At 62.6% G+C, this 23,791-nt stretch carries 24 protein-coding genes and 1 tRNA gene; 9 read left to right on the top strand and 16 right to left on the bottom strand.

Translation table 11 applies throughout. The annotated features are described in order from the left end of the window. Window positions 1-58: 58 nt before the first annotated feature. The 3 genes from der to V7Z56_RS07835 are packed head-to-tail and all read right to left on the bottom strand — an operon-like array spanning window position 59 to window position 3,422. Window positions 59-1,393, bottom strand: coding sequence for a ribosome biogenesis GTPase Der (gene der / locus V7Z56_RS07845; protein ID WP_334128828.1), 1,335 nt, complete (start codon window positions 1,391-1,393; stop codon window positions 59-61). 1 nt (window position 1,394) lies between these two features. Further along, the gene (locus V7Z56_RS07840; RefSeq protein ID WP_334128827.1) at window positions 1,395-2,771 is read right to left on the bottom strand and encodes an outer membrane protein assembly factor BamB family protein; all 1,377 of its coding nucleotides are present in this window, start codon (window positions 2,769-2,771) and stop codon (window positions 1,395-1,397) included. 3 nt (window positions 2,772-2,774) lie between these two features. Further along, window positions 2,775-3,422 (bottom strand): tetratricopeptide repeat protein, encoded by a 648-nt coding sequence (locus tag V7Z56_RS07835; RefSeq protein ID WP_334128826.1) that lies wholly within the window; start codon window positions 3,420-3,422, stop codon window positions 2,775-2,777. Between the two features lie 131 nt (window positions 3,423-3,553). Here V7Z56_RS07835 and V7Z56_RS07830 point away from each other — a divergent pair, with 131 nt between their 5' ends. Then, window positions 3,554-3,769: a hypothetical protein gene (locus tag V7Z56_RS07830; protein ID WP_334128825.1), complete on the top strand. Its 216-nt coding sequence runs from the start codon at window positions 3,554-3,556 to the stop codon at window positions 3,767-3,769. Between the two features lie 946 nt (window positions 3,770-4,715). Then, window positions 4,716-5,345, top strand: a complete 630-nt coding sequence (locus V7Z56_RS07825; RefSeq protein WP_334128824.1) for a glutathione S-transferase family protein — start codon at window positions 4,716-4,718, stop codon at window positions 5,343-5,345. A gap of 12 nt (window positions 5,346-5,357) precedes the next feature. Here the strand turns inward: V7Z56_RS07825 and V7Z56_RS07820 are convergent, their stop codons facing one another. Together V7Z56_RS07820 and V7Z56_RS07815 are read right to left on the bottom strand one after the other, a co-directional pair. Next, window positions 5,358-5,957, bottom strand: coding sequence for a glutathione S-transferase family protein (locus tag V7Z56_RS07820; protein ID WP_334128823.1), 600 nt, complete (start codon window positions 5,955-5,957; stop codon window positions 5,358-5,360). A 9-nt stretch (window positions 5,958-5,966) separates the two neighbouring features. Further along, complete coding sequence (locus V7Z56_RS07815) at window positions 5,967-6,347, bottom strand: MAPEG family protein (protein ID WP_334128822.1); 381 nt, start codon at window positions 6,345-6,347, stop codon at window positions 5,967-5,969. A 199-nt stretch (window positions 6,348-6,546) separates the two neighbouring features. On the opposite strand from V7Z56_RS07815, the gene V7Z56_RS07810 reads away from it, so the two are divergent. After that, entirely contained in the window at window positions 6,547-7,341 is a 795-nt protein-coding gene (locus V7Z56_RS07810) for an SDR family NAD(P)-dependent oxidoreductase (protein ID WP_334128821.1), read from the top strand. Between the two features lie 180 nt (window positions 7,342-7,521). Continuing rightward, window positions 7,522-8,355 (top strand): hypothetical protein, encoded by an 834-nt coding sequence (locus V7Z56_RS07805; protein ID WP_334128820.1) that lies wholly within the window; start codon window positions 7,522-7,524, stop codon window positions 8,353-8,355. Window positions 8,356-8,443: 88 nt separating this feature from the next. Here V7Z56_RS07805 and V7Z56_RS07800 read toward each other — a convergent pair whose 3' ends face one another. Further along, a complete protein-coding gene (locus V7Z56_RS07800) occupies window positions 8,444-9,403 on the bottom strand; it encodes a class I SAM-dependent methyltransferase (RefSeq protein ID WP_334128819.1) in 960 nt (319 codons plus the stop codon). 318 nt (window positions 9,404-9,721) lie between these two features. Here V7Z56_RS07800 and V7Z56_RS07795 point away from each other — a divergent pair, with 318 nt between their 5' ends. Beyond that, window positions 9,722-10,522 (top strand): YggS family pyridoxal phosphate-dependent enzyme, encoded by an 801-nt coding sequence (locus V7Z56_RS07795; protein ID WP_334128817.1) that lies wholly within the window; start codon window positions 9,722-9,724, stop codon window positions 10,520-10,522. A 141-nt stretch (window positions 10,523-10,663) separates the two neighbouring features. Further along, the gene (locus tag V7Z56_RS07790) at window positions 10,664-11,413 is read left to right on the top strand and encodes an outer membrane protein (protein ID WP_334128816.1); all 750 of its coding nucleotides are present in this window, start codon (window positions 10,664-10,666) and stop codon (window positions 11,411-11,413) included. A 146-nt stretch (window positions 11,414-11,559) separates the two neighbouring features. Here the strand turns inward: V7Z56_RS07790 and guaA are convergent, their stop codons facing one another. The 4 genes from guaA to guaB all read right to left on the bottom strand — a co-directional run bounded on the left by guaA (window position 11,560) and on the right by guaB (window position 16,528). Next, complete coding sequence (gene guaA / locus V7Z56_RS07785) at window positions 11,560-13,107, bottom strand: glutamine-hydrolyzing GMP synthase (protein ID WP_334128814.1); 1,548 nt, start codon at window positions 13,105-13,107, stop codon at window positions 11,560-11,562. Between the two features lie 83 nt (window positions 13,108-13,190). Further along, on the bottom strand, window positions 13,191-13,658 hold the full coding sequence (locus V7Z56_RS07780) for a tetratricopeptide repeat protein (RefSeq protein ID WP_334128813.1): 468 nt from the start codon (window positions 13,656-13,658) through the stop codon (window positions 13,191-13,193). A gap of 108 nt (window positions 13,659-13,766) precedes the next feature. Continuing rightward, a complete protein-coding gene (locus tag V7Z56_RS07775) occupies window positions 13,767-15,068 on the bottom strand; it encodes an RsmB/NOP family class I SAM-dependent RNA methyltransferase (RefSeq protein ID WP_334128811.1) in 1,302 nt (433 codons plus the stop codon). Next, window positions 15,065-16,528 carry an IMP dehydrogenase gene (guaB, locus tag V7Z56_RS07770; RefSeq protein WP_334128810.1) on the bottom strand — a complete coding sequence of 488 codons (1,464 nt, stop codon included), beginning with the start codon at window positions 16,526-16,528 and terminating at the stop codon, window positions 15,065-15,067. Before guaB ends, V7Z56_RS07775 begins: the two co-directional genes overlap by 4 nt. Before the next feature lie 286 nt (window positions 16,529-16,814). Here guaB and V7Z56_RS07765 point away from each other — a divergent pair, with 286 nt between their 5' ends. Continuing rightward, the gene (locus V7Z56_RS07765) at window positions 16,815-17,144 is read left to right on the top strand and encodes a YnfA family protein (protein WP_334128809.1); all 330 of its coding nucleotides are present in this window, start codon (window positions 16,815-16,817) and stop codon (window positions 17,142-17,144) included. A gap of 3 nt (window positions 17,145-17,147) precedes the next feature. Here V7Z56_RS07765 and V7Z56_RS07760 read toward each other — a convergent pair whose 3' ends face one another. Beyond that, window positions 17,148-17,903: an RlmE family RNA methyltransferase gene (locus V7Z56_RS07760; RefSeq protein WP_334128808.1), complete on the bottom strand. Its 756-nt coding sequence runs from the start codon at window positions 17,901-17,903 to the stop codon at window positions 17,148-17,150. Next, complete coding sequence (locus V7Z56_RS07755) at window positions 17,900-19,036, bottom strand: Ppx/GppA phosphatase family protein (RefSeq protein ID WP_334128807.1); 1,137 nt, start codon at window positions 19,034-19,036, stop codon at window positions 17,900-17,902. The genes V7Z56_RS07760 and V7Z56_RS07755 overlap by 4 nt, the downstream gene beginning before the upstream one ends. Window positions 19,037-19,271: 235 nt before the next feature. On the opposite strand from V7Z56_RS07755, the gene V7Z56_RS07750 reads away from it, so the two are divergent. Further along, complete coding sequence (locus V7Z56_RS07750; RefSeq protein WP_334128806.1) at window positions 19,272-20,480, top strand: hypothetical protein; 1,209 nt, start codon at window positions 19,272-19,274, stop codon at window positions 20,478-20,480. A gap of 103 nt (window positions 20,481-20,583) precedes the next feature. After that, a tRNA-Gln gene (locus tag V7Z56_RS07745) sits at window positions 20,584-20,657 on the top strand. Window positions 20,658-20,938: 281 nt separating this feature from the next. Here V7Z56_RS07745 and V7Z56_RS07740 read toward each other — a convergent pair. From V7Z56_RS07740 to V7Z56_RS07725, 4 genes are all read right to left on the bottom strand, one after another. Further along, window positions 20,939-21,265, bottom strand: coding sequence for a c-type cytochrome (locus V7Z56_RS07740; protein WP_334128805.1), 327 nt, complete (start codon window positions 21,263-21,265; stop codon window positions 20,939-20,941). 19 nt (window positions 21,266-21,284) lie between these two features. Next, a complete protein-coding gene (locus tag V7Z56_RS07735) occupies window positions 21,285-22,520 on the bottom strand; it encodes an acyl-CoA dehydrogenase family protein (protein ID WP_334128804.1) in 1,236 nt (411 codons plus the stop codon). Between the two features lie 180 nt (window positions 22,521-22,700). Next, on the bottom strand, window positions 22,701-23,366 hold the full coding sequence (locus V7Z56_RS07730; RefSeq protein ID WP_334128803.1) for a hypothetical protein: 666 nt from the start codon (window positions 23,364-23,366) through the stop codon (window positions 22,701-22,703). A 131-nt stretch (window positions 23,367-23,497) separates the two neighbouring features. Further along, the gene (locus V7Z56_RS07725; protein ID WP_334128802.1) at window positions 23,498-23,749 is read right to left on the bottom strand and encodes a hypothetical protein; all 252 of its coding nucleotides are present in this window, start codon (window positions 23,747-23,749) and stop codon (window positions 23,498-23,500) included. Between the last annotated feature and the right edge of the window lie 42 nt (window positions 23,750-23,791).

Below are 23,791 nucleotides of genomic sequence, written 5' to 3'. Positions count from 1 at the left end.
ACCGGCCTTTCCGCCGGGCGTCAATGCTGACGCTGCCGGGCAGCCGGGCGCGCAGGTGTCAGTCGTTTTCCGCGTAAGGGTTTTTGCCGGTCCGGGTGAACAGGCGGATCGGCACGGCGGGCAGCTTGAAATCATTGCGCAGGCCGTTCACCAGGTAGCGGACATAGCTTTCCGGGAGTTCCCCGCGCGAGGACATGAAGAGCGAAAAGGTCGGCGGGCGCGATTTGACCTGCGTCATATAGCGGATCTTGAGACGCCGCCCCTTGACCAGCGGCGGCGGATGCTGCTCCAGCATCACACCCAACCAGCGGTTGAGTTTCGCGGTGGAGATGCGGGTGTTCCAAAGCTTGTAAACCTCCAGCACCTTCGGCAGCAGCTTCTCGACGCCGCGCCCCGACAGGGCCGAGAGGGTGACCACCGGAATGCCGCGCACCTGCGGCAGGGAAATCTCCAGCCGGTCGCGGATGAGCTTCAGCGTCGCCTGCCGATCCTCCACCGCGTCCCATTTGTTGACCGCGATCACGAGCGCCCGCCCCTCCTCGATGACATGGGCGGCGATGGAGAGGTCCTGCTTCTCGAATGTCTCAAGCCCGTCGATCAGCAGCACCACCACCTCGGCCATGCGGATGACCCGCAGGCTGTCGGCGACGGAGAGCTTTTCGAGCTTGTGCTGCACGCGCGCTTTCCGGCGAAGGCCCGCAGTATCCACCAGCTTGATGGCGCGCCCCTCATATTCCCACTCGACGGCGATGGCATCGCGCGTCACCCCGGCCTCGGGGCCGGTCAGCATCCGGTCGGACCCGAGCAGCGTGTTGACGAGCGTCGATTTCCCCGCATTCGGCCGCCCGACGATGGCGAGCTGCAACGGCTTCTCGCTCTCCTCTTCGGCGGGTATCTCATCCGTCTCGAAGGGCAGCAGCGCATCGAACAGATCGGCCATGCCCTCGCCATGCTCCGCCGACAGCGGGATCGGTTCGCCAAGGCCGAGACGGAAGCTTTCGATCAGCCCCGGTTCGCCGGCGCGGCCTTCGCATTTGTTGGCGACGAGGATGACGGGGCGCTCGCTCTTTCGCAACCACTGCGCGAAATGCTCATCCATCGGCGTGACGCCCGCCTTGGCGTCGATCAGCATCAGCGCGACATCGGCCTCCGCCAGCGCCATCTCCGTCTGGCGGCGCATCCGCCCCTCCAGGCTGTCATCGAATTTCTCTTCAAGGCCGGCGGTGTCGATGACGCGGAAGGTCAGCGTGCCGATCCGTCCCTCGCCCTCGCGCCGGTCGCGGGTGACGCCCGGCGTATCATCCACCAGCGCCAGCTTCTTGCCGACCAGCCTGTTGAACAGGGTCGATTTGCCGACATTGGGACGGCCGATGATGACAACGGTGAAGGACATATCAGTTTTCTTCGCCTGCGGACCTGAAGGCCACCAGCTCGGCGTCATCGGTCAGGATATAGAGCGTGTTGCCGGCAACGACCGGTGGAATGGTCGCGGCATCGGAGAGTTTCATCTGCCCGAGCACGGAACCGTCATAGGGTGAGATGGCGACCGCAAGGCCCCGGTTGGAGACGAGGATCAGCCGGTCGCTCGCAAGGATCGGCCCCGTCCAGACGATCAGCTTGCGGCGCCGGTCGGGATCTTCATATTTACCGAGCGGGCGCTCCCAGCGGATCAGCCCGTTGCGCCGCGACAGGCAGAGCAGGTCGCCGTCGGTCGTCACCACGAACAGGAAATCGCCGGCAATCCACGGGGTTTGCAGCGTCGAGATTTCCTGGTCCCACAGCCGCCCGCCGGAACGCAGATCAATCGCCATCATCCGGCCTGAATAGCTTGCCGCATAGACAATGCCGCGGTCGATCACGGGGAAGGCGTTGATATCGCTGAGCGAGGTGAGCGCGCTGTAGACGCGGCGGCGGGTCAGCTGCTCGCTCCACGCTTCCTGCCCGTTGGCGGCCCGGAGCGCATAAACCTCGCCGTTGGTGAAGGGAACGACCACCGTGCCGCCGCCCACCGCGGGGCTCGCGGCGCCGAGAAGGCCCGTCGTCTCCACGCCGCCCTCAAAATTCCACTGAATGTCGCCGCTCGCGGCATCGAGCGCGAAGATGCGGCTATCGAAGGTGAGCGCGAATACCTGCCCGTCCGCCACCGTCGGCGCCGCGCGAAGCGGCACGCCAAGATTGGTCGCCCAGAGGATCTCGCCGCTCGCGCCGTCCATCGAGACCACATCGCCAAAGGAGGTGGTGGCATAAAGGCGGCCATATTCGAAGGCGAGGCCGCCGCCGATGTTGCCCTCGTCCTCATCCTCGGGCGTCAGGTTGATCGACCAGACCTTCTTGCCGTCACTAACGCTGAAAGCGGTCACCTGCGCGGCGGAATCCATGGCATAGACATGCCCCTCCGCCACCACGGGGGAGGAGAACATGCGGTTCTCGTCATCCGACTCCTCGCCGATGGAGACGCGCCACGCCTCCTCCAGCTCATCGCCGAGGGAAAGATGATACATCGCATGGGAGGGAACGCCGCCCGGCTGCGGCCAGTTGGCATTCTCATACGGCGGCGGCAGGCGCACTTCAAGATCGGCAAGGCCCGCATCGGCCTCCAGATTGCGCTCAAGCGAGAGGATGGAGATCCGCTCACCCGGGAGCGGCGTCGGTTCCGGATCGCCGAACCATGAACAGGCCGCCGCGCCCAGCATCAGCAGGCCCGCGGCAAGCGGCCGCGACGCCCGCAGGCCGGCGTGTAACGCAACTGTTTTCCCAAGCCGTCCCCGCATCGGCTATTTGCCTTCCAGCGCGGCGAGGAGCTGGCTGACGCGGCCCTTTATCATCTCCGGCGCATCGGCGTCATTCTGGACGAGGGCGAGCGTGCTGCGCGCCGCCGCATAGTCACCGTCCTTGATCTGGCTGAGGGCGAGCAGCTCATTTGCCGACGCGCTCCACAGCCGGCCGGTTTCAAGCAGCGGCGCGATGCGGGCTCGAACCTCTGCCGTCGTGCCGTGATCGAGCAGGTAATAGCCCGCCATCAGATGCGCGAGGGAGGAGAATTCCGCCGCCACCGATCCGTCGGCGGCAAGGCGGTCATAAACCGCCATCGCCGCCGCCCCGTCACCGGCTTCGCGGAGCGAGGCCGCTTCGCGGAGCGAGGCAAGCGCGCGGTAGCTGTTGCTGCCATCCTCGGCGATCGCGCCGAAGGCTTTGGCCGCCGCCGCGTGATCCCCCTCGGCCGCGAGGGTCGCCGCCGCGGCAAAGGCCGCGCCCTGATCGCGCGCCGCGGACTGCTGATAATTCCGCCATCCGACATACCCCGCCGTGCCGACGATAATCAGCACGATCAGCGCGACGGCATAGATCCCGTATTTGTTCCAAAGCTCGCGTGACTTTTCCTTGCGAATCTCTTCATCGATTTCGTTAAAAATTTCCGTCACAAAAAACTCCCGCTTCGGCGTCAAAAATCCGCTGCAAAATAACCCCCCGGGCCAATTTAAGCAAATGTTGTCTCGCCCTTTGGCGAAAATTTGATATTTTGGCCAAAGGGCAAAGGCGCCCTCCGGTCCGCATGTGTCGGACAGTCGAAGCAAAGGCGGACATTTTTATGGCCGAGGGACAGATTTTACAACTGGTCGCCCTGCTCATGGTGCTGGGGCTGGTTTTGCCGGGCTTTCTCTACTACACCCGGCGGACGGGCAAAGCGGTACTGCTCCGCAACATCGCCATCTGGCTGGCGGCGGCGGTGGTGATCGCCCTCCTCTACCGCATGTTTGCCGGCAGCTGAGGCGAGGGCCGAGGCGGCGCGGCGGGATCGAAGCCTGGCGCGGCGCATCGGAAAAATAGCGGGAAAAGGACGCTGGCGCGCCGTTCCTTATGATCCCCGCATACGCTCTGGCCGGAGCGTAATCGGGAATTTCGGGATCGCGGCCAAGCGGGAAACGCGGCGGACTTTCAGCGTGGATTTCAACGCGGTTCAACAGCGGCATCGGCGCGGCGGAATGATCTTCCCTCCCTTCCCCGTGGCGCAGACTCCTGTTTCAACCGGAATGTTTCAATCGGGCGCGTCAAATTTCGTCCGAGGGGTTTCACCTGGGCGTCCTGTTTATCGATCGGGAAATCCAGTCTCGCGCTCCCGCCAGAGCGGCGAGGCTTCCCGGCGATTTGTACGATGAGGTCGCTTTCTCCGGATGTCGGGCTTCCTGATTATCCGCAAGGCGCCATTCACAAGTAGCGTCCTGTAAAATTTGTCCCGCATCTCCGGCGACGCTTTCGTTAAACCCGCTCCATCGGCCCCATGGCCGGACAGTCGGAAGTCGGGTCTCGCTCTGCGTCAACCACATCGCTATGACGGAAGAAGTGACTTTCCTGCCGCGGAGCTGATCCGCTCGTCCGGTTGCGTGAACCGGGTCGGGGCGCGAATTCCGGTGAGGTTCCCCGGCCCGCTGCAGGGGTTGTCGGGTATTGGAACCTGTTCTCCGGCCGGCTTTTCCAGCTCTGCATCCCGCAGAGGCTCCCGTCACGGGAGGGGGAAAAGCCTGTCGCGGCATCACTTCCTCTATACCCATTAGTATAGCATCGAAGGCCCCTATATTCAAGGCTTCTAATGAAAAGAAATCCCGGGCCGGGCGCTCCGGCCGCGCGCGCGCCCCTGCTTGTCGCTTGCGCCCCCGCCGCGCCTTTGGCATCATCGCCTTTTTCAGGGCGATGATCGAGACGGGGGACGGCGGGAGATGATGCAACTACACTGGTTCAAGGCACAGGCGCCGCTTCGCGTGCTCGCGCTTATCAAGCATCTCGGCATAGAGGTGGAGCTGGTCGAGATCGACATGGCTAAGGGCGGCCTTCGCGCTCAGGACTATACCGCGCTCAATCCCAACAAGAAGGCGCCGACGCTGGTTGACGGCGAGCTGGTGCTCTGGGAATCTGCGGCGATCATGGCGTATCTTGCAATGCAGGCCGGCTCCGACATGTGGCCGACGGACAATCCCCGCGATCAGGCGGAGGTGCTGCGCTGGCTGACCTGGAACGAAGGCCACTGGGTCCGTGCCGTCGGCGTCAACTATGTCGAATATATCATCAAGCCGCAGTTCAACATGGGCCCGCCGGATACCGCGGCAATCGACGCCAATACCGGCAATTTCATGAAATTCGCCAAGGTGCTGGACGCGCATCTTAACGGCCGGGATTACCTCGCCGCAAACCGCCTCACCATCGCCGATTTCGCCCTCGCCTCGATGGCGCGCTACTGGCGGGAGACGAAGCTGCCAATGGAGAATTTCCCGAATATCATCCGCTGGCTCGATACGCTGATGACACTCCCCGCCTGGGCCGACCCGTGGCCGGAACGGCGCGCCGCCTGAGCCGTCCTGTCCCTACCCCATCGGAATAAAGCCCGGCACCGCCTCGATGCGTTTGAACCAGGCGCGGATGGCCGGGAAGGGGGCGAGGTCGAACTCCCCCTCCCCGGCGAGGTGGGTATAGCCATAAAGGGCGATGTCAGCGATGGTGAAGGTCTCGCCGGTCAGGAACGGCGTCAGGCTCAGCTGGCGCTCCATCACGCGCAGCGCGGCGAGGCCCGGCTCCTTCGTTCCGGCAAGCCGCGCCTCCATCGCCGCGGGGCGGCCGAGAAAGCGGATGATATAGCGCGCCACCGCGATATAGGGCTCATGGCTGTATTGCTCGAAAAACATCCATTGCAGCACCCGGGCGCGGGCCAGCGGATCCTCGGGCAGGTAGGGGCTTCCTTCGGCGAGATAAAAGAGGATCGCATTGGATTCGGCCAGCACCTCGCCGCTGTCCAGCACAATGATCGGCACCCGGCCGTTCGGGTTGAGGGCAAGAAACTCCTCGGTCCGTGTCTCGCCCTTCACGACATTCACCGGCCGCCATTCGAAGGCGCGCCCGGTCAGCACCGCGATCAGCTTCACCTTGTAGCAGTTGCCGGAAATCGCATCGCCATAAATGGTCAGCATGGCCATTGCCTAGAGATAGGTCACCAGCAGCCAGATGCTGCCGACCAGAAGCGATATGAAAGTGAAGATAATCCCGAACATCCGGCAAAGGGTGATTTCCTTCACCGGGCTGATGCCGATGGCATGCAGGATCCGGCCGACCAGCAGCAACGTCAGAAGGATGCAGACAACATAGAGGCTGACCGCGCGCATTTCGAGAAAGGCGATAATGAGCAGCGTCAAGGGCACATATTCGTTAAAGTTCGCCTGCGCCCGCATGGCCCGCGTCAGCGCCATGTCGCCGCCATCGCCGATACTCACCTTCGCCTTCGTGCGGACGCGCCCGACCCGCACGCTGAGAACCAGATAGACCAGCGCGAGCAGCGCCGCAAAGAATGGGGTTGCCGTCACATACATTATGTCTTCCTCTCCCTCTCGCGCCTCCCTGCGCGGTCACATCATGCACCCGTTCCGGGGCGCGAGACAAGCCTGAAAACAAACGATGTTTTCTGTCGCATGAGGCGGCGCAAAAATTCGACTGCCGTCTTTCGCATTGCCGCCCATTGCGATAGCATGCCGCAATTCTGACAGAGGTGAGGAGACGGCGGACATGCAGATCGACCTTTCGGGAAAAGAGGCGCTGGTCACGGGCGCGACGGCCGGGATCGGCCTTGCCATCGCGAGCGGCCTTGCCCGCGCCGGCGCCGCCGTCACCCTTACCGGGCGGACGCGCGCGCGCCTTGATGACGCCATCGCCGCGGTGAATGCAGCGAGCGGGCGGGCGGCGGCGAGCGGCATCCTCGCCGATGCCGGCACGGCGGCGGGGGCGGCGGAGATTATCCGCCGCAAGGAGACGGTCGATATCCTCGTCAACAATCTCGGCATTTATAAAGGCTGCCCGTTTTTCGAGATCGACGATGCGGCGTGGGAGGAGATTTTCGAGATCAATGTGATGAGCGGCGTCCGTCTTGCCCGCCACTACGGGCAGAAGATGCAGGCGCGCGGCTGGGGCCGCATCCAGTTTATCTCAAGCGAATCCGCGCACAATATCCCGGCGCAGATGGTGCATTATGGCGTCACCAAAGCGGCGCTGCTCGCGCTCTCGCGCGGGCTCGCCAAGGTGCTCGCCGGCAGCGGCGTCACCGTCAACGCCCTCCTCCCCGGCCCGACGCGCACCGAAGCCATGCAGGAGCGGCTGACGCAACTGGCGAGTCGGCGCGGGATTTCCCTCGCCGAGATGGAAGCGGAGTTTCTGAACGAGCATCGCCCCTCGACCCTGATCAGGCGCTTCACGGCGCCCGAGGAGGCGGCGAACCTCAGCGTCTATGTCGCCTCAGCTGAGGCCAGCGGCACCACCGGCGCGGCGCTCCGCGTCGAGGGCGGCATTATCGAGAGCATTCTCTAGGCGGGCGGCGGGCAGCGGCGCGGGCAACGCGCAGCCGCCCGTCCTCGCCGGTGATCTGGCCATCTATTCGCCCCGGGACCCGCCGATAGACTGAGTTTATGCCGCCACAACATTCTTGACATATATCGCATTTCACGCATTCATACCTCATCAGGCGATCGCAATGACGGGGAGAAAGCGATGACAGTCTCAAAGAAGATAACAGCGTCCCTCGCGGCGTTTCTCATCGCTGCGCTGACGGGGCAGGCCGTTCTCGCTGCGGATAACGAAAAATTCGATGTTGCCGGCTTTACTCTTGGCATGACGCCTGAGCAGGCCCTGCAGGCACTCCGCGAGTACGGGGCGGATGACGCATCGATCAGTGAAACGCAGTCCTCCTATTCCTACAGCGACGGCCTCAACCATGATTACCGAACCGAGGCGTTTGTTTCCCGCATCTCGGCGGCAAAGACACGACGCTTTGAAAATGGCCGGGAGCACACCGATAGCGTCAACCTCTATTTCTCCCCGCCCCCTGAAGGCGGGCGCCTCGTCGGGCTGGAACGGCTTGTCCGTAATCGCATTGATCCGGTGACCAACGGCGAGTTCAGGGATGCCATAATTGATAAATACGGGGAGCCGACCGCCGCAAACGCCAGCGCCAGTATGGTAAACTGGAAATTCGGCGGCGGCGATAAGAACTGCCTGTCCACCGGTCTGGACGGGGTCGGCGTTCAATTGCCCGATGTCAGGAAAAACAAAAACATCCTCGACGTGGTTTATCGACGAACCGGCGGTAGCTACCGGCTCGACCTTTTCCGGGTCAGCGCCGTCAAAAATCTGGAGGAATGCGCCAATATGCTCGAATTCCGTCTGGGTTCAAACGGCTCGCGACCGGCAGATGATGTCAGCACGCTAATGATTGATGTGCAATCCTGGGTCCGGGCCGAACTGGCGGCGGGCGAAGAACTCGAAAAACTGCGCCAGGCCGCCATTGAAAAGCGCCAGGGCAAGGGCAAGAAACCCGCGCTCTGACCGCCAGATTGGCGCAACATATCTCGCCGCGTCGCCCGGAACGCGGGCGCGGCGCTGCCCGCCTGAGTGAAAGCGGGGGATTTACCGATCAGTCGAAATTATCGTGGATCAGCTTGCTCAGCAACTCATGGACCGAGATATTATGCTCTTTGGCGTAGGCATAGACTTTCTCGCGCGCGGCGATATCGACGCCCTCGATCTCGCCGAAATAGCGGGTGCGTATGGTGCCGCCGCGATAGCCGATATGCGGCACGTCGATATTGATCTCGGGAAACCCCTCCCCCTTCTCGAAGCCGATCAGGTAGAAGCAGTTGCCGAGGACATAGCGGATCGAGATATTGCGGGCATTCACCGGCAATTCCTCTAGCGGCAGCGGCGCGCCCCAGATCGGATTATTCTTCAGGACCATGCGGCCATATTCGGTATCGCGCAGATGCATCGCGAGCGACTCATCGCCAAACAGGATTTTGCCGCCCGGCTTGCAGACCCGTGTCATTTCGAGCAGCGCGGTGTGGATATCGCCAAACAGGTTTATCCCGCCGAAATGATAGACGGCGTCGAAATAATTGTCGCGATAGGGCAGATCGAGCGCGTCGGAGACGGTGAAAAAGACCTGCTCATGCTGCGTATGCTCGCTCGCATGACGGACGAAGCGCCGGTTGAGATCCTGGCCATGAACCGCGCCCGTCGGCCCCACATAGTCGGCGCAAACCTCGACCTCCTCGCCGAGGCCCATGCTGGTGACCAGCACCTTGTCGCCGGGCTTCAGATTGAGGCTGCCGATCACGTCGCGGCGGAAGGCCTCTTCGGTGGTGTTGAAGGTCGCGAACAGCCACTTCAGGAAATTGCCGTAAACCTCAATGGAAATGGCAATATCGGTGTCGTAAATCTGCTTGTTGAAGTCATTGTCCGCGCCGCCTTTGCCCTTGGGGCGGAGATCCAGATAATTCTGCCACGCGCCGAGCGGCTGCACCTTCGCCTCCTCGCCGAGGCGCGAAAAATCAATCGCTGCCAGGAATGTCTCTCTGTCGAGCTTGTCCGCCATCATTTCGGTACCCTATTATCTATTTATTGTTTCTATCCCCGAAATCAGGAGACCCGATACGGCCATTCATCAGCACGCAGCACAAAGACAAGCTAAAGATGATGCATATCAACTACTTATTATATGCCGAAGATGCAATAAAAAATTATCGCTCGGCGCTCCGATACACGGATTTTTTATAATATAAGCCAATATAGACCGCCCGGGAGTGCGGCTGCAGGCCCGAGGCGACTTCTCCCGCCGGCATGGGAGATGACCGCCCGCCCCTTTACAAACACCCGCATGTGGCATTGGATAGGGGGCGGAATAAAGGAGCGCGCGATGACCGATAGACGTTCGGGAACGGGGACGATGCATGATCAGCACGGGCGCTGGCCCGAAGCGGCAACGATCGAGGACTTCCAGCGCAATCTTGCCGCCGTAGAGGCGCGCATCGCCGCCGCCTGCGCCCGCGCCGGGCGCGATCCCGCCGCGGTCCGCCTGCTGCCGGTCAGTAAAACGAAAACCGAGGCGAGCCTTCGCCTCGCCTATGCCGCGGGCTGCCGCTATTTCGGCGAAAACAAGCCGCAGGAGGCGTATGGAAAATGGCAGGCCATGCAGGATCTTGGCGATCTCAACTGGTCGGTGATCGGGCATCTTCAAACCAACAAGGCGAAGCTGGTGGCGCGCTTCGCCGCCGAGTTCCAGGCGCTCGATTCGCTCCGCGTCGCCGAGGCGCTGGAGCGGCGGTTGCAGATCGAGGGACGCGCGCTCGATGTGTTCATCCAGGTCAACACATCGGGGGAGGCGAGCAAATTCGGCCTGCCACCGGAGGAGGTCGCGGCCTTCCTGAAGGCGCTGCCGGCCTTCCCGGCGCTCCGCGTTCGCGGGCTGATGACGCTCGCGCTTTTCTCCAGCGATGCGCCCCGCGTCCGCGCCTGCTTCCAGCGGCTTCGCGACCTCCGCGACCGGCTCCGCGACGGCGCGCCGGACGGCATAACGCTGGATGAACTCTCCATGGGCATGTCGGGCGACTATGAGATCGCGGTCGAGGAAGGCGCAACCGTCGTCCGCGTCGGCCAGGCCATCTTCGGCGCCCGCGCAACCCCCGACTCCCACTATTGGCCGGCGGCAGGCGGTTAACCTGCAAGCCACGAAAATCCCGTTCGCGGCTTTCCTAATATTAACAAATTATTAACAGACGGTTCCTTAGCATTGATACCGGCACGACCGATAGGAAGGTTCAACCGGGGCACGAGCATCCGTCTGCCTCTCGAGAGAGCAATGAAAGGAACAGCCGTGAAGAAAATCATCATTGCCGGGGCGCTTCTGCTGGGATGTGCAGGGGTTGCCTCCGCCGCGGGCGCGGAGCCGACCTCGGGCAACCAGTCCCCTTATGACTGGTCCGGATCCTACATCGGGCTCCACCTTGGATACGGGTGGGGCGATTCAACCTTCGTCGATAACGAATATAACGGCGTCGGAACTTTCCCCGAGGTCAAATGGGGGGTCAAGTCAGATGGATTGATCGGCGGGCTCAACGGGGGTCACAACTGGCACCGTGACGATTTTGTATACGGCATCGAGGGCGAGGTTGGTCATTTGAACCTCAGCGGCAACCGGCTTCAGCCGGGGGTGGACCCGCTTGGTGATCCCTATGACGGTTTCGGCACCGTCAGCAAAGGCGGGTACGGCGGCCTCAGCGCCCGTGCGGGATATGCGCTCGATCGCACGCTTCTTTACGCAAAGGCGGGGGTTGTCTATTCTGCGGCCAAGCTCGGCTTTTCAGATACCTGCACCGTCGCCCCGTGCGGGAACTCGACGGCCAACGCTTCGGAAAAGGTCGGCTGGGGATATCAGCTCGGCGCAGGTCTGGACTATGCGCTGACGGATCGCTGGATCGTCAAGGCGGAATACGCCTATATGATTTCGGCAAGAGCAAGATCAGCGAGCAAGGCGTTGGCGGTGGCTTTGCCGGCGTCCCCTTCAGCATTCGCTCCGACCTCTCGATCCATACCCTCAAACTCGGCGTGAACTACAAATTCTGAGCATTTCCCAGGGATGTCAATCGCTTCCGATTTAATCGGATGGGGCCTTCTTCCGGCCACTAGGCGCTAAACCAGCGAACAGCATACGCCCGCCGATGCATACGGCATATCGAAGCGGCTTGATGGGCAGGATCATTCCCACTCGATCGTTCCGGGAGGTTTGGAGGTGACGTCGTAGACGACGCGGTTGATGCCGCGGACTTCGTTGATGATGCGCGTCGAGACGCGGCCGAGGAAGTCGTGCGAGAAGGGATAGTAATCCGCCGTCATGCCGTCGGTCGAGGTGACGGCGCGCAGCGCACAGACGTAATCATAGGTGCGGTTGTCGCCCATCACGCCCACGGTGCGGACGGGCAGCAGCACGGCGAAGGCCTGCCAGATCTCGCTATAGAGCCCGGCGTTCCGGATCTCCTCAAGATAGATGGTGTCGGCCTTGCGGAGGATATCGAGCCGCTCCCGGGTGATGGCGCCGGGGACGCGAATGGCAAGGCCCGGCCCCGGGAAGGGATGCCGATCGACGAGTTCGGGCGCCATGCCAAGCTCGCGGCCAAGCGCGCGGACCTCGTCCTTGAAAAGCTCGCGAAGCGGCTCGACGAGCTTCATATTCATCCGCTCGGGCAGGCCGCCGACATTATGGTGCGACTTGATGGTGACGCTGGGTCCGCCGGCGAAGGAGACGCTCTCGATCACATCGGGGTAAAGCGTGCCCTGGGCAAGAAATTCGGCGCCGCCGACCTTGCTCGCCTCCGCCTCGAACACATCGATGAAGAGCCGGCCGATGGTCTTGCGCTTGGCTTCCGGATCTTCAACGCCGGCAAGCTCGCCAAGGAAGAGATCGGACGCGTCGCGGTGAATGAGCGGAATATTGTAGTGATCGCGGAAGAGGCTCACCACCTGCTCCGATTCGCCCGCGCGCATCAGCCCGGTATCGACATAAACGCAGGTCAGCTGATCGCCGATCGCCTCATGGATGAGGACGGCGGTCACCGAACTGTCGACGCCGCCCGAAAGGCCGCAGATGACCTTGCCGCTGCCGACCTGGCGGCGAATGCTCGCAATCGCCTGATCCTTGAAGGCGGCCATCGTCCAGTCGCCTTTGAGGCCGCAGATCTTGTGCACGAAGTTGGAAAGCAGCCTCGCACCCGCCGGGGTATGCACAACCTCGGGATGGAACTGCACGCCGTAGAAGCGGCGCGCCTCATCCGCGATGGCGGCGAACGGCGCGCCTTTTGACGTCGCGACAACGCGGAAACTTTCGGGGATCGCGGTCACGTGATCGCCATGGCTCATCCACACCTGATCGCGCCCGCCCGGCTCCCAGATGCCCTCAAAGAGCGCGGAGTGACCGGTGATATCAATTTCGGCGCGGCCGAACTCGCGATGCTCCGGCGCTTCGACCGTGCCGCCGAGCTGGTTGACCATGGTCTGCTGGCCGTAACAGATGCCGAGCACGGGAACGCCGAGGGTGAAAACATCCTCCGGCGCGCGGGGCGTTGCCTCGCCGATGACGGAGGCCGGACCGCCCGAGAGAATGATCCCCGCCGGATCGAACTCCGCGATCCTGCCGGCCGCGTTATTGAAGGGAATGATTTCGCTGTAAACCCCGGCCTCGCGAACGCGCCGGGCGATCAACTGCGTGACCTGGCTGCCAAAATCGATAATCAGAATAGTGTTCTTCATAGACGGGATTTAAACAAACTCACCCGCCCTGTCCAGCCTGTTTATGGCCGGATCGGAAATTTCCCGCGCGGAGCTGGCGTCCGTCAGCTCTGCTTCGCCTTGTATCCGTCGACGGCGCGTTTCAGCATCGTATATTCGGGGCAGCCGAGATAGCAGATGGCGCGGAGTTTCGCGAGATACTCCTCCGCCTTGGCGAGATTGCCGGTTTGCAGATACGCCTCCCCGATATATTCATTGGCGCCGCGATGTTCCGGACTTAACGCCAGCGCCTTCTCGTAATTGGCAAAGGCCGCCTCGTAATTCTTCATCTGCCGGTTGGCATAGCCGAGATAGTTGTAGGCATCGGCGTTCTTCGGCTCCTCCGCCGTGACTTTCGTGAAGGCGGCGATGGCGCCGTTCCAGTCCTCCTTCTCGATCGCGGCCTTGCCAACTTCAAAATCCGGCTTCTGCGGCGTTGGGTCCGAGCCGCCCATGGCGTATACCATCTGCGTCGCGACAAGCACTGCCGCGACCGTGCCAAGGGCTCGCTTGATCATTCGTCCGAGTTTCATGGTCCCACCCTTTCCCTCAAGGGGGGCGATTATATACGAGATCCGCGCCAAACGCCATGACAAGCGAATGGCCTTGCGCGCCTTTCAATCACATCCGCTTGAAATCGCCTATGGCGCCCGCTCCAGCACCGCGGCGAAGAAGCCGTCACTTGCAAAAAGATCGGGGGTAAGGGCGAGACAGTCGCCGTCCCAGCTTTGTTGCAGCCCCGCCGCCTCCCAGATCCCGGCAACGGGCAGGAGGCGAAAGTCGGGATGGGCGCGAAGGAAGGCGGTAACCTGCGCCTCATTCTCCGCCGCAAGGATCGAGCAGGTCGCATAGATAAGCCGTCCGCCCTTTGCCACCAGCGGGGCGGCGCGGGCGAGAATTTCCTCCTGCGTCCGGACCAGCTCAGCAAGACGCACCTCGCTGAATTTCCATTTCTGATCGGGCTGGCGCCGCCAGGTGCCGGAGCCTGAACAGGGCGCATCGACAAAGACACGGTCCGCCCGGCCCGCGAGCGGCGCGAGGATCGCCTCGTCCCCCGCATCGCCTGCAAGCGCAAGCGGCTGGATGATGCTGACGCCGGCGCGGGTGCTGCGCCTTGCAATATCGCGCATCCGCCGCGCGTCGATATCAAAGGCGTGGATGACGCCCGCATGCCCCATGTTTGCGGCCATCGCGAGCGCCTTGCCGCCGCCGCCGGCGCAGAAATCAACGACCGTCATGCCGGGTGCGGCCATCGCAAGGCGCGCGGCAATTTGCGCCGCTTCATCCTGCGGCTCGATCCGCCCGCCTTCCAGCAGCGGATGGCGGGTGAGATTGATCCGCGCGGTGAGCGTCACGCCATCGGGCGAGAGGGCGGTTGGCGCCGCCTCGATCCCTTCGTCTTTCAGAAGCCTGATAATATCGTCCCGCGCTGCTTTCTGCCGGTTGACGCGGAAGGTGACCGGCGCCGCCTCCCGGTACGCCATCATTACCGCCCCTGCCCGCGCGCCATACTGCGTCTCTATGCGCGCGGCGAGCCAGGGCGGGAAATTCCACCTTGCGGCCGCCGGGAGCGTTGCAAGGTCTAGCGACGCGGCGCGGGCAAAAGCCGCGGCTTCCGCCGCATCGGGCGCGGCGAGGGCGTGCGGGCCGTCAAACCAGCGCTCCGCCAGTTCCCCGGCCGGGAGGTCATCAAAAAGGAGCAGCGAGAGGATGGCCTGAGCCCGCGGACCGGGCACAAGGCCGAGTTCCGTCGCCGCACCGCCGAGTTCGCCCAGCCTTCTGAGCGCGCGGTAAAGGCGCTCCGTGATCCAGCGGCGATCCTTTGAGCCCGCGAAGCGACGGGCGCGGAAATAGGCGGCAACCAACTGCTCGGCCGGCGCTGTGGCCGCCTCGATCTCCGCCAGCAGTTCGGCAAGGGCGGCAAGCCGCGCGGCGGGGGTCAACTGTCCTGCCGATAGTTCGGCGCTTCCCGCGTGATCGCGACATCATGCACATGGCTCTCACGCAGCCCGGCCGCCGTGATGCGGACGAACTCGGCATTCTTCTGCAAGGTCGGGATATCCTTCGAGCCCGTGTAGCCCATCGCCGCCTTGAGACCGCCAACAAGCTGGTGAATGATGGCATTGGCCGGGCCGCGATGGGGGACGCGCCCCTCGATCCCTTCGGGGACGAGCTTAAGGTTATCGGCGACCTCCTGCTGGAAGTAGCGATCGGCCGAGCCCCGCGCCATTGCGCCGAGCGAGCCCATGCCGCGATAGGATTTGAAGGAGCGGCCCTGATAAAGGAAGACTTCGCCCGGGCTTTCATCCGTGCCGGCAAGCAGGGAGCCGATCATCGCCGAGCTTGCCCCGCCCGCGAGCGCCTTGGCAAGGTCGCCCGACGTCTTGATGCCGCCGTCCGCAATCACCGGGATGCCGCTCTCGGCCGCGGCCTCCGCCGCATCCATGATGGCGGTGAGCTGCGGAGTGCCGACGCCCGCGACGATGCGCGTCGTGCAGATGGAGCCGGGGCCGATGCCAATCTTCACCGCATCGACGCCCGCATCGATCAGCGCTTTGGTGCCCGCAGCGGTCGAGACGTTGCCGCCGATCACCTGCGTCGAATTGGACATTTTCTTGATGCGGGTCACCGCCTCCAGCACGCGGCTCGAATGGCCATGCGCCGTATCAACGACCAGCACATCGACCTCGCAGTCGATCAGCGCTTCGGCGCGGGCAACGCCGTCATCGCCAATACCAACGGCGGCAGCAACGCGAAGCCGGCCCTGCAAATCCTTGTTGGCGTCCGGGAAAAGGGTCGAGCGCTCGATATCGCGGACGGTGATCAGCCCGGTGCAGCGATACTGGTCATCCACCACCAGCAGCTTTTCGATGCGGTGGCGATGCAGCAGCTTCTTCGCCTCCTCCTGCGTGGTCATGTCGCGCACGGTGACGAGATTTTCCCACGTCATCAGCTCGCTCACGGGCTGGCGCATATTGGTTGCGAAGCGGACATCGCGATGCGTCAGGATGCCGACCAGCTTGCCGGTCCCCCGCTCGGTCACCGGAATGCCGGAAATCTTGTGCGACTGCATGAGATAGAGCGCCTCCGAGAGCGGCGCATCGGGCGCGATGGTCAGCGGATTGATCACCATGCCGGCCTCAAACTTCTTGACGCGGCGGACTTCGTTGGCCTGCTCCTCGATGGAGAGATTCTTGTGCACGACGCCGATGCCGCCGGCCTGCGCCATGGCAATCGCCATCGTCGCCTCGGTCACGGTGTCCATGGCGCTCGAGATGAGCGGGATCCCAAGCGTGATCTCGCGCGTCAGACGCGTTGTGGTGTTGACCTGGGCGGGGAGAATATCGGAGGCCGCCGGTTGCAGCAGCACATCATCAAAAGTATAGGCTTCTCGGATTTTCATCGGGCAACTCCATGGATCAATAAACCCACTATATCTAGTGGAGATCATTTCCAGCCAACGCAGAATATATTACTTCGCAGGCGAAACAATCTTGGGAATTGCCGCGCAATCATACAGTCAGATTTGAAAATTCATAGCGGGAAATTCATCCGCCTTGCGTTTTTTTTGCATTGCGGCGCAATTGCCGGATTTTGCCGCCTCAGGGCGCCCTGAACGGCGCCCTGCGCGGAGGAAATTCTTGAAAGACCAGCCGTTTTCGGCGTCAATAGAGAAAAGGAGGTGCCCCATGCTGACCATTCCCGCCTATATCGCCGCCGCCCTTGCCGAGATTGCCGGCTGCTTCGCCTTCTGGGCGTGGGCGCGGCTGGATAAGCCGATCTGGTGGCTGCTGCCGGGGATTGCCTCGCTGATCCTCTTCGCCTGGCTGCTGACGCGGGTGGAGAGCGCGGCGGCGGGCCGTGCCTATGCGGCCTATGGCGGGATTTATATTGTCTGCTCGCTGCTCTGGCTCTGGGGCATCGAAGAGGTGCGCCCGGACCGCTCGGACCTGATCGGCGGTATGATCTGCCTGATCGGCGCCGCCATCATCCTCTGGGGTCCGAGGGCAAGCGTCTAGGGCTCAGTCCTCGCCCGCGTCCATTTCCCCTGCATCCCCCTTGCCGCGAAAGCCGGTGGCGATGACATAGGCTTCGCGGGAATCGGCGCGGCTTGCCTCGGGCTTGGCATGGCGGACGACTTCGAAATCGCGTTTCATCATTTCGAGAAGCTCGTTCTCGGTGCCGCCCTTCAGCACCTTGGCGATGAAAATACCGCCCGGCGCCAGCACATCGCGGGCGAAATGCAGCGCGAGCTCGCACATATAGACAATGCGCAGATGGTCGGTCTGGCGATGACCCGTGGTCGGCGCCGCCATGTCGGAGATGACCGCATTGACCGGCCCGCCGAGCGCCGCCTTGACGCGCGTATCCGCATCCTCGGCCGTGAAGTCGAGCTGCATGATGCGCGCGCCCGGGATCGGCTCCATCTCGAGGATATCGACGGCGAGCACCTGCCCTTTGCCCTTCTCCGCGCCGACGCGCTCGACCGCCACCTGCGTCCAGCCGCCCGGCGCCGCGCCGAGATCGACCACCGACTGGCCGGGCTTCAGGAGGCCATAGCGGTCATCGAGCTGCATCAGCTTGAAGGCGGCGCGCGAGCGCAGGCCCCGCGTTTTCGCCTCCACCACATAAGGGTCGTTGAGCTGGCGCTGCAACCACTGCGTCGATGAGCTTTTACGCCCGCGCGCGGTACGGACCCGCGTATGCAAAAGGCGGCCCGTCACGCCGGTCGATTTTCCGCCCCGGCCGCCGCCGCGACGTCCCGCTTTCTCAGTCATGATGCCGCCTTCTGTTCACTTTTCATCGCCGCACCCGTCTCGCCTGCGCCTCTCGCAAGCTTCACCTGCCGGCGCGCTTCGGCCTTTGCAGCACGCGCCTCCCGCGCCTCGCGCATCATCTCGAGCAGCATCCCCTCGCGCAGGCCCCGATCGGCGACGCGCAGCTTGCCAACCGGCCAGCGCCGGTGCATCGCCTCGACGATGGCGCAGCCGGAGACGACGAGATCGGCCCGCTCGCGCCCGATGCAGGGCTCCTGCAATCGCGCCTCATAATCGCTGCCGGCGAGGCGGCGGCAGATATCGAGCATCGAGCTTGCGCTCAGCCACGCGCCGTCGACGCGGGCGCGGCTGTATCGCTCGAGCCCGAAATGCACGCCCGCAAGCGTGGTCACCGTGCCCGACGTGCCGAGCATCTGCACCCGCCCGTCGCGGATCCGCTCGGCAATGCCGTGCTCGGCCTCGAACGCGTCGACATAGGCGGCAACCTCCTGCATCATGCGCCGATAGCTCTCATCAGTAATGGTGATGCCGCCGTGGCGCTCCGTCAGGGTGACGACACCGACAGGGATCGAGGTCCAGCCAAGCACCTCGCTCTGCTTGCGCCCCGAAAGGCCGAGCCAGACAAGCTCCGTACTGCCGCCGCCGATGTCAAAAACAAGCGCGTAGCGATGCCGGTAATCGATCAGCGGCGCGCAGCCTTCGGCGGCCAGCGTCGCCTCCTCCGCGGTGCTGATGATATCGAAATCAAGGCCGCAGCGATGCGCAACGCGGCCGAGGAAATCATCGCTGTTATCGGCCTTTCGGCAGACTTCCGTCGCGACGCAGCGTTGGTGAGTGACGCCGGCCCGGCGCATTTTCTCGGCGCAGATGCTGAGCGCGTCGACCGTCCGTTCCATCGCCTCATCGGAAAGCCGGCCGCTCAGGCTGACGCCTTCGCCGAGCCGGACGATCCGCGAGAAGCTATCGATGACACGGAATCCCTTGCCATGCTGCCGCGCGATCAGCAGCCGACAGTTGTTCGTACCAAGATCCAGGGCGGCGAAAATGTCCGGCCGTTCTCCCCTGCCATTTTGAAACCTGCGACGATGTCTTCGCTCACCTTTTGCTGTTTTCCGGGGTTGTGATGTTGCCACCCAGGACTACCTCCAGCTAAAAATTGGTGGTTCAGCGCCGACTGGCCCGAACCCTTCGCGCCCATGCTAACAGGTTTCCCCGCAAGGATCATTTAGAAATTGCGCGAGGCGGCGTTTATCCTCAATTGACAAGCGGTCGAGCCATTGATAAAACTACTTACAGTAGATTTTTTTTCGAAAAATTTCTCCATTCTATTTGGCCTGCTAGATCGATTTAAGCCTCACGTTGCCCGCTATGTTTCGCCCGCCTGCAAAGACCTCTTACCACTCCCCTGCCATACTCCGCCGCAAGAGACGACTGATCCTGCATCTCGGATTTAACAAGACCGGCTCTTCCGCCCTTCAGTCATGGCTTGCCAACAACGTCTCCGGCCTTTCTGATCAGGGATTCTTTTATGAGATCGGGCACAAAGAGAATCTGAACTATCGCGTCGGTCCGGGTAATGGAGAACGCCTCCGCCTGCTGCTCCGGAGCGCGATAAAGAACTATCCGAAATGGCGCATCGATCGGCGGGTGCACCAGAAAATCCGCAAAAGACGGGTCGACCTTCACTACCTCGACAACGACCATCCCAATATCATCATTTCAAGCGAAGGACTTCCTCTCGCCCGGAGAAGCATTCCTCTGCTGAAAGAGATTGAGCGAGACTTTGACGTCAGGATCAATATAGTCGCCTTCATGCGCGATCCGATTGACCATCTCTTTTCCCTCTATGCGCATGAGATGAAACTTCGCGGAGACGCGAAGCCAAAGCCCTTCGAAGCCTATCTCGATGGTCCTGACATACCGCACCATATTGCGCTTGCCACGCTCCTCGCGGAACACTTCAAGGATATCAAGCTGCTGTCGTACGATAATGCGAAGAAGAATGTCGCGGCGGCCTTCTGCGACGCGGCAGGACTTGATTACAGTAAACTTGAACCGATGCGAAAAGTCAGCGTCAACCGCGCGCTTCTTCACGACGAGATGCAGGTTGTCCGTCAGGTCCATGAATGGAGCGAACGATATGCTGCTGCACGGACGGGCAGGCCGCCAGGCCCCGGCGGTTTCAACACCCTCTCCGGCGCCGCAGCTATCTATCTGGTCAACCAGTATCCGGAGCGCAAAGGGAAAAAGATAATCCCGACGAGCCACGCGACACTCCGCGCGCTCGAGGCGAAATACGGCCCGGCAATCGAAAGATTCAATGCTGACCTTGGTGCGCGCTTCGGATTTTCCCTCCGCAGCTCCTATAAAGGGGATTTCGAGATCTGTGAAAGGGCTGATACGATGCCGCTGTCGCAAGACATTCTGCGCGATGTCGCGATCCACCTTTCCGGGGAGACAGGTCGGCTGGGCGACGACTGGCTCGATGATTTTGCCGAGTTCGCGGCCGCGGTCGACATCGAGACGAGCACAATCTTCAAAAAAGCCGCCCGGAGCCGTCTGGATGGAAGACAATAGCTATAAAGAACAAGTTCCAAACGGATCCGGCGTTGACAGGCCGCTGCGGAATTGCTACTAGAGCCGCCAGCCGGACCTTCAAGGTCACGCACCGCCGATATGGTGGGGAATCGTCTAATGGTAGGACAGCGGACTCTGACTCCGTCAATCCTGGTTCGAGTCCAGGTTCCCCAGCCAACTCCCGCTTTTCGAGAAAATTCCCCTGTTTGCCGAGCTTGAATGAGCGGCACTGGCCGGCCAGCCACCAGTTCAACATCCAGATCGCGCCGTCAGCAGCGACGCGAAGGCCACCTATGCGGTATAGGGCACGAACAGCCAGGCCGGCGGATTTAAGGCGGGTCTGGCGAGGCCGGCATACCAGTCGCCGGGCATCATAAGGAAGCCGAGAAGGAGCCCGCCGCCGAGCAGGAGAATGAGGAACGGATCAGCGGCGGGATGCGCTCATGGGGTGAGTTCCCCTATTCGAGGGATTTCAGATAGGCAATCAAATCATTGATCTGGTCCGGCTCGAAGCGAAATTCCGGCATATCGGCATGGCCTGTCGAAATCCCTTCAGCGAACGCTTCTTCTAGGCTTTCGACCGGATAGCGCGTGTGAAGGTCGCGAAAGGGCGGCGCGATTGCGAGCGGACTGGGCCCCGCCCTGTCGATTGCATGGCATTCCGCGCAATGGGTTTCCACGAGCACTCGCCCGCGCTCGGCATCCGGCGTCATCTCTGCTGCGCCCGGCGCAATGGCGAGAAAATAGAGACTGGCGGCAAGGCCAGCCTGAAACGCTTTCACCATCTGGCTCATCCCCCTCGGATCAGATTTCCGTATCGCCCTTCAGCAACCGCTGGGCAATTGTCTTATTCAGGATTTCGTTGGAGCCGTCGGCGATATTGACGATGCGCAGATACTGCCAGGCTTCGGCAAGGCCGACCTCGTTGGTGAGGCCGATGGCGCCGTGGGCCTGAATGGCCCGGTCGACGGCGCGAAGGCCGACCTGCACCGAGTAGATCTTGGTCATGGAAAGTTCCTTGATCGCCGCCTCGCCCTTATCGAGCAGCGCGGTCGAGTTCAGCCCCATCAGATGCGCCGCGTGCAGCTCCGTCGCGGCGACGGCGAGCGGGAAGGAAACGCCCTGATATTCGGCAATCGGCTTGCCGAAGGCGACGCGCTGCTTGGCGTATTCGAGCGCGAGCTCGATCGACCAGCGGCCGATGCCGACGGCGCGCGCCGAGTTATAGATGCGCCCGAGCGAGACGCCGTAAAGCGCGGCGGCAAAGCCGTTATCGAGCTCGCCAACAAGCTGCCACGGCTCGACGCGGAGATCCTCGAATACCAGTTCGGCCTCATCGCCGCCGATATGGCCGAACAGCTTGACGACCCGCTGGATAACGAAGCCCGGCGCATCGGTCGGCACGAGAAAGGCGGAGATGCCGCCCTTTTTCGCCGCCGCCTTTTCCGCGTCCGTCACCGCGAAAAGAATGCAGTAATCGGCAATCGGCGCGTTCGAGGTCCAGATTTTCCGCCCGTTGATGAGCCAGCCGTCGCCGTCTTTGCGGGCGCGGGTCTGGATCATGCTGGCGTCCGACCCCGCCCCGGGTTCAGAGAGCCCGAAGCACATGGATTTCTCACCGCTCATCAGGGGGGCGAGAATTTCATCGCGGGCCCGGTCGGTGACCTTTTCGAGCAGCCGGCTCGGCCCGAAGGCCCAGTGCGACAGCGCATAAAGCATCATCCAGTTGTGCGGGCCGCAGGTGTGGAAAAGCTCCTGCCAGCAGGCATAATAGGCCTGCATCCCGAGCCCGCTGCCGCCGAGCGCCTCGGGCACGCACATCTGGTAATAGCCCGCCTTGGCGGAGGCCATGCGCACTTCCCTGATCAGCGCGCGGACCGGCGCCGACAGGCGGCCGTCCTCGTCATATTTCAGCCGCGGATTTTCGAGCAGCGCACGGTTTGCTTCATGGCGCGGGATCACCTCCTGCAGCGCAAAATTGCGGATACCGTCGCGCACCTCGGCGACAGATTCAGGGAGATCAAAGGCGATTGCGGCCATTCTTTATTCCTTCCTGACGGGCAACGCGAGGGGGCTTCTCCTCCGCGCCTTGTTCTTATTGTTTCGATTGTTATTCTCGTGCGGCGAAGCCTGTTTTTGATTGTTTTCGCCGCCCGAAAGCTTGCCGAACAACCGAACTAAAGTAAAGCGCCAAGTAGGCGCTGGGTCGCGTCGCCTTTTTCAAGTCCGCACGGCGTCCTTTTCCTCATCGAGCGCCGCCGCCGGCTCGGCCGGCGCACCGAGGAGCTTCTGGTCGCGGCCATTAAGGCGCACAGGCGCCGGCAGCAGTGCCTTTGCGCTTTGCCCGAGCTCGCGCGTGCGCTCCTTCATCTCGGTGAGCTTTTCATCCGTTGGCAGGAACGACCAGCCGAGCAGCGTCAGCAGGACGAGGAAGGGCGAGAGCAGCAGGCTCAGCATCGCCCAGGTGATAAGTGCGGCGCCAAGGGAGGCAATCGTCTCCGATCCTTCGAGCCGCGCAACGACGATGACGAGGACGGCGACGACATGCGGCAGATAGAGCCCGACGAGCAGCGCATCGAGAAAACGTCGCTCGCGAAGGCGCGGCCGGATCCGCCGGGCGAGCCGAAGCCCCGCGAACCAGAGGGGGGCGAGAAAGACCGCGAGCAGAGCCGTCCCGGCAAGGAGGCGCCAGCCCCAGCCCTCAGTTCCTGCCCCACGCAAGACGATATCGAGCAGCAGCGCCGCCCCGGCAAGAATTACGGCCGCGGCGACGGGCGCGCCTGCCGTGAGCCGCGCCTTCACGCTGCTCGCGCGGATGGCGGAGACAATCCGGGAAAGACGCTGATGCAGGATGGTTTTTATTTCTGATTTCGGCGGGATATGCATGGCACTCGGTCAGTCAGGAACGCAACAAAGCCGGCCGCGTTACGAAAGGCCGCGGCACAGATTTACCATAAATGGGGCGAATGCCAAGACTGTTTTTGCAAGCCGGGCCCGAGCATCCCGGCGGGCGCGTCTCAGCGCGCCGACAACGCGCGGAGCGCGCGCGACACATCGACGAATTCATGGGAGAGCCCCTTCAGAAGCCTTGCCCCCGTCGCCGGGCTGGCAGCGCCCCGCTCAGGGTCCGCCGTCTCAAGCAGGAGGTCCAGCGCGGCGGTGTTGGTCATGATCGCCCGGTCGGCCACGGACTTGCGATTGAGGCGGGGCGATTTTTCGACCTCGGCCTTCAATTCCCTGACGAGAACGGAGAGTTCCTGTTGCCGCATGGCATTTCCTTTCATGATGACCCGGCCGCCAGAATAGCGCCA

Source organism: Sneathiella sp. (genome assembly GCF_036844445.1).
GTDB lineage: Bacteria > Pseudomonadota > Alphaproteobacteria > Sneathiellales > Sneathiellaceae > Sneathiella.
Note: the sequence above shows the minus strand (reverse complement) of the source record. Positions and strands in the feature narration are given on the sequence as shown.